This is a genomic window from Bradyrhizobium sp. (assembly GCF_016462955.1).
GTDB lineage: Bacteria > Pseudomonadota > Alphaproteobacteria > Rhizobiales > Xanthobacteraceae > Bradyrhizobium.
On sequence record NZ_JAEMSD010000126.1, the window covers coordinates 4,798 to 15,104 of the forward strand.

Annotated in this window: 10 protein-coding genes; 4 read left to right on the forward strand and 6 right to left on the reverse strand. The window is 64.3% G+C overall.

Annotation, left to right across the window (positions count from 1 at the left end):
- On the forward strand, positions 1-547 hold a 547-nt coding region (locus JHD07_RS15415), incomplete at its 5' end, for an ACT domain-containing protein (RefSeq protein WP_291623636.1).
- A gap of 154 nt (positions 548-701) precedes the next feature.
- Here the strand turns inward: JHD07_RS15415 and JHD07_RS15420 are convergent.
- Positions 702-1,232: a methylated-DNA--[protein]-cysteine S-methyltransferase gene (locus JHD07_RS15420; protein WP_291623638.1), complete on the reverse strand. Its 531-nt coding sequence runs from the start codon at positions 1,230-1,232 to the stop codon at positions 702-704.
- A gap of 92 nt (positions 1,233-1,324) precedes the next feature.
- On the opposite strand from JHD07_RS15420, the gene JHD07_RS15425 reads away from it, so the two are divergent.
- Together JHD07_RS15425 and JHD07_RS15430 are read left to right on the forward strand one after the other, a co-directional pair.
- Positions 1,325-1,687, forward strand: coding sequence for a DUF1304 domain-containing protein (locus JHD07_RS15425; protein WP_291623640.1), 363 nt, complete (start codon positions 1,325-1,327; stop codon positions 1,685-1,687).
- A 133-nt stretch (positions 1,688-1,820) separates the two neighbouring features.
- Positions 1,821-3,044: an ABC transporter substrate-binding protein gene (locus JHD07_RS15430; RefSeq protein ID WP_291623641.1), complete on the forward strand. Its 1,224-nt coding sequence runs from the start codon at positions 1,821-1,823 to the stop codon at positions 3,042-3,044.
- Between the two features lie 132 nt (positions 3,045-3,176).
- Here the strand turns inward: JHD07_RS15430 and JHD07_RS15435 are convergent, their stop codons facing one another.
- Positions 3,177-3,602, reverse strand: coding sequence for a DUF1330 domain-containing protein (locus JHD07_RS15435; RefSeq protein WP_291623642.1), 426 nt, complete (start codon positions 3,600-3,602; stop codon positions 3,177-3,179).
- Between the two features lie 168 nt (positions 3,603-3,770).
- Between JHD07_RS15435 and JHD07_RS15440 the strand changes: the two genes are divergently transcribed.
- On the forward strand, positions 3,771-5,984 hold the full coding sequence (locus JHD07_RS15440; protein ID WP_291623644.1) for a transglycosylase domain-containing protein: 2,214 nt from the start codon (positions 3,771-3,773) through the stop codon (positions 5,982-5,984).
- Positions 5,985-6,306: 322 nt separating this feature from the next.
- Here JHD07_RS15440 and JHD07_RS15445 read toward each other — a convergent pair whose 3' ends face one another.
- The 4 genes from JHD07_RS15445 to JHD07_RS15460 form a co-directional block, all read right to left on the reverse strand.
- On the reverse strand, positions 6,307-7,146 hold the full coding sequence (locus JHD07_RS15445; RefSeq protein ID WP_291623646.1) for a SprT family zinc-dependent metalloprotease: 840 nt from the start codon (positions 7,144-7,146) through the stop codon (positions 6,307-6,309).
- A gap of 217 nt (positions 7,147-7,363) precedes the next feature.
- Entirely contained in the window at positions 7,364-8,692 is a 1,329-nt protein-coding gene (phaZ, locus tag JHD07_RS15450; RefSeq protein WP_291623648.1) for a polyhydroxyalkanoate depolymerase, read from the reverse strand.
- 121 nt (positions 8,693-8,813) lie between these two features.
- Positions 8,814-9,632 (reverse strand): ABC transporter permease, encoded by an 819-nt coding sequence (locus JHD07_RS15455; RefSeq protein ID WP_291623650.1) that lies wholly within the window; start codon positions 9,630-9,632, stop codon positions 8,814-8,816.
- A 151-nt stretch (positions 9,633-9,783) separates the two neighbouring features.
- A partial coding sequence (locus tag JHD07_RS15460) for an ABC transporter ATP-binding protein (protein ID WP_291623652.1) occupies positions 9,784-10,307 on the reverse strand: 524 nt, incomplete at its 5' end.

A 10,307-nucleotide genomic window follows, 5' to 3' on the forward strand; every position in this document is an offset into this window, starting at 1 on the left:
TCCCTGGCTGCTGTCGATCATCGCGGGCGCCTGTGCCTCGGCCGGCGCCAACATCGTCGACGCCCAGATCTACACCACGACCGACGGCCGCGCGCTCGACACCATCTCGATCTCGCGGGAATACGACCGCGACGAGGACGAGGGACGGCGCGCCACCCGCATCGGCGAGATGATCGAGGACGTGCTGGAAGGCAAGCTGCGCCTGCCCGAAGTGGTGGCGCGGCGCACCGTGCGCAGCAAGGCACGACCGTTCGTGATCGAGCCGGAAGTCACCATCAACAACCAATGGTCCGACCGTTACACCGTGATCGAGGTCTCCGGCCTCGACCGGCCCGGACTGCTCTACGAGCTGACGACCGCGATCTCGAAGCTCAACCTCAACATCGCCTCGGCCCATGTCGCGACCTTCGGCGAGCGCGCCCGCGACGTGTTCTACGTCACCGATCTCCTGGGCGCGCAGATCAATGCGCCGACGCGCCAGGCCGCGATCAAGAGCGCCCTGACCCATGTGATGGCCGGCGACAAGGCGGTACAGCCGGCGGCGTGAGCGGGCGCGCGTGTCTCTCCACTTGTCATTCCGGGGCGCCGCGTAAGCGGCGAACCCGGATCCATTTATCGGCACCCTCGGTGTCGCCCGATGGATTCCGGGCTCGCGCTACGCGCGCCCCGGAATGACGAGTGGAGAAGATAGCGCGCCACGCCTACACCTCCACCCCCTCATGCCGTAGCAGCCAGCGCTTGCGCTCGAGGCCGCCGCCGTACTTCACCAGCGAACCATCCGCGCCGATGAGGCGATGGCAGGGCAGCACCACGCTGATTGGGTTGGAGCCGTTGGCATGGCCGACGGCGCGAATGGCTTTGGGCATGCCGATCTGCGCGGCGAGCGCGCCATAGCTCATCGTCGCGCCGGCGGGGATTTGCGCGAGCGCGGTCCAGACCTTTTGCTGGAACGGGGTGCCGGCGACGCGCCATGTGATGCCCGAGAGCTGACCGAGATCGCCGTCGAAATAGCGCGACAACGCAGTCCGCAGCTCCGCCGGGGCCGTCTGGTCACGCAGATCCACCGCGCCATGGTGCAAGCGCAACAGCTGGCGCATGCGATGCTCATAGTCTTCCCAGTCGAGCGCGCGCAACGCGCCCTCGGCGTCGGTGACGAGCAGCGCGATCCCGATTGGCGTCGCTAGGCGGTCGAGATCGAAGCTTGCGGACAGTTTGGCTGATCGCGCGGGCATGGTGCCACCATTGCATCGAAACATGCCGTCGCACTTGCCATGGTGGCCGTGCTAACGTCCACCCGAAAGCTGACGCTTTTGGGGGGCTCAACTTGATCTGGATCGCCAATGTCTTGGTGGCGCTTGTCGCGGCACTGCACGTGTACTTCCTGGCCCTGGAGATGTTTCTCTGGGACAAGCCTCTGGGACTGAAGGTGTTTCGGAATTCGCCCGAAAAGGCCGAGATCACCAAAGTGCTGGCCGCCAATCAAGGCCTTTATAACGGCTTTCTCGCTGCCGGCCTGATCTGGGGACTCGTCCACGGCAACCCCGCCTTCGCGCTCCAGATCAAGGTCTTCTTCCTGCTCTGCGTGATCGTGGCCGGCGCCTATGGCGCCGCGACCGTCAGCACGCGGATCCTGATGGTGCAGGCGCTGCCGGCGGCCGTCGCCCTGGTCGCCTTGTTTCTCGCCTGAGACGCTACGGCGCAGCGCCGCGATCCTTGCGCGGCGGCAAACCTTCCTCCACAATCTTCGGCAGCGATGGCGACCGTTGCAATCAACGGAAAAGACCATCGGCCGATAATTCCGTCAGGAGGAACATTTCCATATGAACAATCGCAGAGCCTTCATGGCTGCCACGGCGGCATTCGCCTTCGCAGTCTCGACCAGCCAGGCCCTCGCCCAGAAGAAATACGACACCGGCGCGACCGACACGGAGATAAAGATCGGCCAAACCGTGCCGTTCTCCGGCGCCTACTCCGTCTATGCCAATATCGGCAAGACCCAGGCCGCTTACTTCAAGATGATCAACGATCAGGGCGGCATCAACGGCCGTAAGATCAACCTAATCCAGTATGACGACGCCTATTCGCCGCCGAAGACCGTCGAGCAGGTGCGCAAGCTCGTCGAAGGCGACGAAGTGCTGTTCACCTTCCAGCTGATCGGAACCGCCGCGAACGCCGCCGTGCAGAAATACCTCAACGGCAAGAAGATCCCGCAGCTCCTGGCTTCGACCGGCGCCGCGCGATTCAACGATCCGCAGAACTACCCCTGGACCATGGCCTATAATCCCAACTACGTGTCCGAGGGGCGGATCTACGCCAAATACATTCTCGCCAACCACCCCAACGCCAAGATCGGCGTGCTCTACCAGAACGACGACATGGGCCGCGACTATCTCGCCGGCCTCAAGAGCGGCCTCGGCGACAAGGCCAACATGATCGTCGGCGAGGTCTCCTACGAGGTGACCGACCCGACCGTCGATTCCCAGGTGGTCAAGCTGAAGTCGATGGGCGTCGATCTGTTCTATGACGCCTCCACGCCGAAATTCGCGGCACAGGCGATCAAGAAGCTCGCCGACCTCGGCTGGACCCCGGTGCACATCCTCGACATCAATGCGAGCCCGGTGTCGGCGACGCTGAAGCCGGCCGGCCTTGACATCTCCAAGGGCATCATCTCGACCAATTACGGCAAGGACCCCGGCGATCCCCAGTGGAAGGACGATCCCGGCGTGAAGGCCTTCTTCGCCTTCATGGACAAGTATTTCCCGGAGGGCGACAAGCTCAACACCATCAACACCTATGCTTATTCGGTCGCCGAGCTGCTGGTGCAGGTGCTGAAGCAATGCGGCGACGACCTGACGCGCGAGAACGTGATGAAGCAGGCCGCCAACATCAAGGGCTTCACGCCGAGCCTGGCGCTGCCCGGTATCAAGATCACCACCGGCCCGAACGACTACCGCGTCAACAAGCAGATGCAGATGATGAAGTTCAACGGCGAACGCTGGGAGCTGTTCGGACCGATCATCGAGGACACCGGCCCGTCGGGCTAGGCGCTGGTCTCGTAGGGTGGGTTAGCCGAAGGCGTAACCCACCACTTCTGCCGATACACGGGAACGAGAAGAGGTGGGTTACGCCCAGCGGACTGCGCTTCGCGCCGCCGCTGCGCTAACCCACCCTACAATCTACGTCGGTATCTCGCCGAAATTCTTTCCCACCGGGAGCACGGCATGCCGGATCAGCCGCGAATCCTCTACAGCGGCCTGGCGGTGCTTCACCGCCTCGCGGTAGACGGGATCGCGGATCATCTCGACGAAGGCGGAGACGCTGGGATATTCGGCGATAAAGCAATGGTCCCAGCGTTCCTCCTGCGGACCGATCAGCATCAGCTCGAATTTGCCCTGCCAGACGATGCGGCCGCCGAGGCGTTCGAAGACCGGGCCGCTTTCGCGGCCATAGGCGGCATAGGCCTCCGCGCCGCTGGCCTTGCGGCCATCGGGATAGGCCGCCTCTTTGCGCAGGCGGACCAGGTTGAGCATGTGGATCGGACCGGGGCGGTCGTTGTCCCGGAACTGCGCGAAGATCTCCTTGGTCGGATCGATATGGCCCATGGCGCTCCCTCTACTTATTGATAGGCGATCCTACTCTCGCCGCCGCGAATGCGGAACCGCGAGGGGCGAATGCCCCATCTCCTAATCGCGCGTTAACGCCGGGGTAACCGGGCCTTAAACAGCGGCCGCTAGCGTCTCGGCGGGGCGGTCTGACCGGGCGTTTTGCGTATGGCGTGGGGAAAGAAAAAGGGTGCGCGGAAGGAGCCGCTGTTCGGCTTGCCTGCGGCGCTCGCCGATCTGCGCCTTAACCCGGCGGACCGCATTCCCGGCGGCGAGGACAAGCCGAAGAAATCAGCGAAATCATCCACCAAGCGCAAGAGCGACGATGCCGGCGACGAGCCGCCGCGTGAGCGCAAGGCACCGAGCGGCCGCAGCGGCGCCAAGCGGCGCGCGAAGTCGCGTGGCGGCTTCAGCCTCGGTCGCCTGGTCTATTGGGGCGCGGTGCTGAGCCTGTGGGGCGCCATCGCCGTGACCGGCGTCGTGGTCTATGTCGGCGCGCACCTGCCGCCGATCCAGTCGCTGGAGATCCCCAAGCGCCCGCCGACGATCCAGATCGTCGGCATCGACGGCAGCCTGCTGGCGCAGCGCGGCGAGATGGCCGGCGCCAATGTCGCACTGAAGGATTTGCCGCCGTATTTGCCCAAGGCGTTCATCGCCATCGAGGATCGCCGCTTCTATTCGCATTTCGGCATCGACCCGGTCGGCATCGCGCGCGCGCTGGTCACCAACGTCATGCATCGCGGCGTGTCGCAGGGCGGCTCGACGCTGACGCAGCAGCTCGCGAAGAACCTGTTTCTCACGCAGGAGCGCACCATCCGGCGCAAGCTGCAGGAGGCGGAGCTCGCGATCTGGCTTGAGCGCAAGCACTCCAAGGACGAGATCCTGGAGCTCTATCTCAACCGCGTCTATTTCGGCTCGGGCGCCTATGGCGTGGAGGCGGCTGCGCAGAAATATTTCGGCAAGTCGGCCAAGAGCGTGACGGTCGCGGAAGCGGCGATGCTCGCCGGCCTCGTCAAGTCGCCGTCGCGCCTTGCGCCGAACCGCAACCCGGAAGGCGCCGAAGCGCGCGCGCAGATCGTGCTGGCGGCGATGGCGGATGCGAACTTCATCACCGATGCGCAGGCCAAGGCGTCGATCGGCCATCCCTCCTACAACGTGAAGCCGGCCGGCGCCGGCACCGTCAATTACGTCGCCGACTGGATCGGCGAGGTGCTGGACGATCTGGTCGGCCAGATCGACGAGAGCATCAAGGTCGAGACCACCATCGATCCGAAGCTGCAGAGCGTGGCGGAAGCCGCCATCATCGACGAGCTCGCGGCCAAGAGCGTCAAGTTCAACGTCAGCCAGGGCGCGCTGGTGGCGATGACGCCCGACGGCGCGGTGCGCGCCATGGTGGGCGGGCGGAACTACTCCGACAGCCAGTACAACCGCGCGGTCACCGCCAGGCGTCAGCCGGGCTCCTCGTTCAAGCCGTTTGTCTATCTCACCGCTCTCGAGCAGGGCCTGACGCCGGACACGATGCGCCAGGACGCGCCGATCGAGGTGAAGGGCTGGAAGCCCGAGAACTACACCCACGAATATTTCGGCTCGGTGACGCTGACGCAGGCCCTTGCGATGTCGCTCAACACGGTCGCGATCCGCCTCGGCCTCGAGGTCGGGCCGAAGAATGTCGTGCGCACCGCGCACCGGCTCGGCATCTCGTCCAAGCTCGAGCCCAACGCCTCGATCGCGCTCGGCACGTCCGAAGTCTCCATGGTCGAGCTGGTCGGCGCCTACGCGCCGTTCGCCAATGGCGGCCTCGCGGTGTCGCCGCATGTGGTCACGCGGATCAGGACGCTCAGCGGCAAGCTGCTCTACATGCGCCAGCCGGAGGAGCGCAACCAGGTCGTCGACCCGCGCCACGTCGGCATGATGAATGCGATGATGCGGGAGACGCTTGTTTCGGGCACCGCCAAGAAAGCGGAGATCCCGGGCTGGCCGGCCGCGGGCAAGACCGGCACCAGCCAGGATTATCGCGACGCCTGGTTCATCGGCTACACCGCGAACCTCGTCACCGGCGTCTGGCTCGGCAATGACGACAACTCGCCGACCAAGAAGGCGACCGGCGGCGGCCTGCCGGTGGAAGTCTGGTCGCGCTTCATGAAGGCCGCGCATGAGGGCGTGCCTGTGGCGGCCCTGCCGAGCGCACCCGGCGGCTGGGGCTTGTCGAACCTCGCGCAGGCAGCCTCGCAGGTGTCGCCGCCGACGCCTGCCGCACCGGCTCCCGCGAACAACGCGGGCGGCTATCGCCCGCCGCCTCCGACGCGCGCCAATGTGCGGCCCGAGCCAGCCGCTGGGCTCGATGGCTGGCTGATGGACCGGCTGTTCGGCGGCAATCGATAGGCCTTGTTGAGGGCCTCACAACAAAACTGCGAAAACAACCCCATGCACAGTAGAACGCGACCTCAGGCGTGACGCTGGGTAAATCGTTCGAAGCGTTTGATGCAACGGAGGTAATCAGGCAAACGGCGCAAGCGTCGCAAATTGTGGCGAGAATCGAGCGCTGATGCTGCCTTGTCCTCCGCCGGTCAGTCCCCGCGAAAGCAGGGATCCAGTACGCCGCAGCGTCTCGATTCAATCACCGACGTCACGGCGTACTGAATCGCCCGCTTTCGCGGGCGAGACGGTGTTCCTGAATTGCAGCGTGGCCCTACTCGGACCAGTCCTAATCCTCGACGCCATACCGGTGCAGGTCGTTCCCGTACGTGTCGAGCCACTTCTTGGCACGCTCCATTGACGGGCAGACCTTGCCGCAGACGCGCCAGAAACGCGCCGAGTGGTTCATCTCGACGAGATGGGCGACCTCGTGGGCGGCGAGATAGTCGAGCACGAAGGGCGGCGCGAGGATCAGGCGCCAGGAGAACGACAACGAGCCGGCCGAGGTGCAGGAGCCCCAGCGGCTGGACTGGTCGCGGATCGAGAGCCGCTTGACCCTGACGCCGAGTTCGGCGGCATAGGCTTCCGCCGAGCGCTGGAGATCCTTGCGCGCTTCGCGCTTGAGGAAGTCGCCGACGCGGCGGTCGACATGCTCGAGGCCCCCGGCGACGCAGAGAATGCGCTCGCCGCTGTCACGGGTCTCGGTCCACACCGTGCCGCGGGCGCCTGCGCGATGAACGATGCGATGCGGCGTGCCGCGCAGCGGTATCACCGTGCCCGGCTGGAACGGCGCCGCCTTCGGCAGGCGGCCGAGACGTGCCGCGATCCATGCGCCGTGACGCTGCGCGAAGTCCTTGGCTTCGGCGAGCGTGCCGCGCGGCGGCATAGTGAGGATGGCTTCACGGTCGCTCGGGTGAATTCGGAGCGTGTAGCGGCGCGCGCGGCGGTGCCGGCGCAGCCGAATCGCAAAGAATTGCGATCCGTGGGTGATGACCAGGGTCTTCGGCTCGTGGGGCCGACGATAAAGGAGTGCGCGAGTGGCCATGTCTGTCAGTCCGGGGGGCAGGAGAGCGCCCGGATTCTGCCATAACCGCCGCCATGGGAAGCGCTCGGCGCAAAAACAAATCATTTGCCCAATATACAGCGGTCCGGCGTCCGGGAGACCCTACAGACTGGGGTTGGAACCGGCTTTTTTCGCCCTCGCTGGACGCATGCGGCACCCCCAAGGGGTGAGCACTGACTCACTCCTAGAAGACTATCCAAATACCGCGAATCTGGAGGGAACTTGCCCCTGCTGGGGGACCCGGCCGGGGCTGAAATTTCGACGGGAAAGCCGAAATCGCTGTCTATTCAGCCGCGAGAGCCCGCAACGACGCAGGATTCGCAGCCGAAACCATGAAGTCGTGAATCCGCGGCACGATCTCCGACTTGAATCGCGATCCGTTGAACACGCCGTAATGTCCGACACCTTTCTGGACGTAATGAACGCGGCGATGATCGGGAATCGAGGAGCACAAAGTGTGCGTCGCTTCGGTCTGACCGAGACCGGAGATGTCGTCGTTCTCGCCTTCGACCGTCATCAGCGCGACGCGCTTGACCAGGGAAGGATCGACGCGGGTTCCGCGATGAGTCATCTCGCCCTTCGGCAGCGAGTGCTTCACGAACACGGTGTCGACCGTCTGAAGGTAATACTCGGCCGAGAGATCCATCACCGCGAGATATTCGTCGTAGAAGTCGCGATGCTTGTCGACGAGGTCGCCGTCGCCCTTCACCAGATTGGCGAAAAGCTGCTTGTGCGCGTCCATGTGCCGGTCGAAATTCATGCTGATGAAGCCGTTGAGCTGCAGGAATCCCGGATAGACATCGCGCATCATGCCCGGATGCGGGAACGGCACCTTGGTGATGACGTGGTTGCGGAACCAGTCGATGCCGCGCTCCTGGGCGAGGTTGTTCACCGCGGTCGGATTGCTGCGAGTGTCGATCGGCCCGCCCATCAGCGTCATGGAGGTCGGCACGAAGGGATCGCGCCGCGCTTCCATGATCGAGACGGCGGCGAGGACGGGGACGGAAGGCTGGCACACCGCGATGACATGGGTGTTGCCGCCGAGGACATGCAGCATCTCGATGACATAATCGATGTAGTCGTCGAGATCGAAGCGGCCTTCGCTGAGCGGCACCATGCGGGCATCGGCCCAGTCGGTGATGTAGACCTCATGCGCCGGCAGGAAAGCTTCCACCGTGCCGCGAAGCAGCGTCGCATAATGGCCGGACATCGGCGCCACGATCAGCACGCGTGGCTGCGGGCTGCGCAGCGGGCGGGTGAACTTGCGATCGAAGTAGAGCAGGTTGCAGAACGGCTTTTCCCAGACCGAGCGGACTTCGACGGGAACGCGAATGCCGTTGACCTCGGTGTCGTTGAGGCCCCATTCCGGCTTGCCGTAGCGGCGCGTGGTGCGCTCGAAGAGTTCGCAGGCCGCAGCGACCGACTTGCCGACCTCGGTGCGCGTCCAGGGATTGAGGGGATTTTGAAACAGCAGCTTGGTCGCGTCGGTGACCGCACGTGCCGGATTGAGAGCGGCATGGGCCATCTCGTACATCCAGTACATCGGCGTCGTCAGGACTGGACTGCCTTCTGCAGCCAGGGGCGGGGCGCCGCCGAACTCACCAATGGGCATCGCTATATTCCTCTTCGCATCGCAGCATACTGCCGAATGCGTAATATTGCGTCAATGCATGCTTCCGTACATCTACGTAGCCGAGGTGGCTAAATCAGCCTGAATCCACGGGAAAGTGACCCTATTCGCCTCCCGACAGCAGCGAGCCATGCTCCCGGGCGCTGCGCAAAAGGGCAAGGAATGCCCAAAAAGATGCAGCCAGAAGCACGGCATTGATGGCCAACGCCTGCAGCATCAGATCGGTCCTGAAGGTGTGCTCGATCAGCAGCGCGCGCATGCCCTCGAAGGCATAGGTCGGCGGCAACGCCCAGGCGACGTATTGCAGCCAGCCGGGCAGCACGCTGACGGGATAATACACGCAGGCGAGCGGCAGGATCGCGAACATCAACGTCCAGACGATACTCTCGGCGCCGAGGCCGTTCCGCAGCACGAGACCCGAGACGAAGATCCCGACCGACCAGCTCGTGAAGATCAGGTTGCAGAAGAACGCGATCAGCGGCAGGCCGAGGGCGTAGACGTTGAAGTGAAACAGGAACAGCGCCAGCAGCGTCATCGGAATGATCCCGATCGCAAGCCGGATCAGGCTCATGACCATCAGCGACAGCAGAAACTCGATCGGCCTCAAGGGGCTCATCATGAGATTGCCGAGATTGCGCGCCCACATCTCCTCGAGGAAGGAGATGGAGAAGCCGAGCTGTCCTCGGAACAGGATGTCCCAGAGGATCACGGCACCGATCAGCGTGCCGCCGGCGCGCGCGAAGAAGTTGGCGTTCTCGGCGATGTAGTGCTGCAGGAACCCCCACGTGATGACCTGCAGTGCGGGCCAATAGAGCAGCTCGAGCAGCCGCGGCCAGGACGACAGCAAGAGGTACCAATAGCGCAGGATCATCGCGCCGATGCGGTGGATGGAGATGCCGGAGTGGAGGGAGAGGTCGGTCATGGCCGCTCCTTCATCTCGAAAGGAGCTGTCATTCCGGGGCGATGCGCAGCATCGAGCCCGGAATCCATCGGCCCGCAGCACACGCGGCGAAATGGATTCCGGGCTCGCGCTCCGCGCGCGCCGGAATGACGGATGAGACACGTGGGCTGCCTCACCTCACCGCCTCCGTCGCCCCATTCACCCGGCCGCGGGCGACGTCCAGAAAGACCTCCTCGAGCGTGGTGCGGTTGTAGCGGGCCATGATGGCTTCGGGCGTGTCGTCGTCCTCGATGCGGCCGCGCTTCATGATGATGACGCGGTCGCAGAGTCGCTCGACCTCGAGCATGTTGTGCGAGGCGAGGAGGATGGTGGCGTTGTTCTGCTTCCGATACCGCTCCAGATGCGCGCGCACCCAGTCCGCGGTGTCGGGGTCGAGCGAGGCCGTCGGTTCGTCCAGGAGCAGCAGCTCGGGCTGGTTGATCAGCGCCTTCGCCAAGGCGACGCGGGTCTTCTGCCCGGCGGAGAGCTTGCCGTTGGCGCGGTCGATGAAATCGCCGAGGTCGAGCGCCTCGGCAAGTTCGGCTATGCGGCCAGCAAGATTTTTCACCGCATAGAGCTTGCCGAACACGGTGAGATTCTGCCGCACCGTGAGCCGCATCGGCATATCGACATAGGGGCTTTCGAAATTCATCCGCC

Bases quoted from the DNA above. Each gene is read 5' to 3' on its own strand.
- JHD07_RS15420 (WP_291623638.1), bottom strand. From the start codon at position 1,232: ATGCCCGCGCGATCAGCCAAACTGTCCGCAAGCTTCGATCTCGACCGC.
- JHD07_RS15430 (WP_291623641.1), top strand. From the start codon at position 1,821: ATGAACAATCGCAGAGCCTTCATGGCTGCCACGGCGGCATTCGCCTTC.
- JHD07_RS15435 (WP_291623642.1), bottom strand. From the start codon at position 3,602: ATGGGCCATATCGATCCGACCAAGGAGATCTTCGCGCAGTTCCGGGAC.
- JHD07_RS15440 (WP_291623644.1), top strand. From the start codon at position 3,771: ATGGCGTGGGGAAAGAAAAAGGGTGCGCGGAAGGAGCCGCTGTTCGGC.
- JHD07_RS15445 (WP_291623646.1), bottom strand. From the start codon at position 7,146: ATGATTTGTTTTTGCGCCGAGCGCTTCCCATGGCGGCGGTTATGGCAG.
- phaZ (WP_291623648.1), bottom strand. From the start codon at position 8,692: ATGCCCATTGGTGAGTTCGGCGGCGCCCCGCCCCTGGCTGCAGAAGGC.
- JHD07_RS15455 (WP_291623650.1), bottom strand. From the start codon at position 9,632: ATGACCGACCTCTCCCTCCACTCCGGCATCTCCATCCACCGCATCGGC.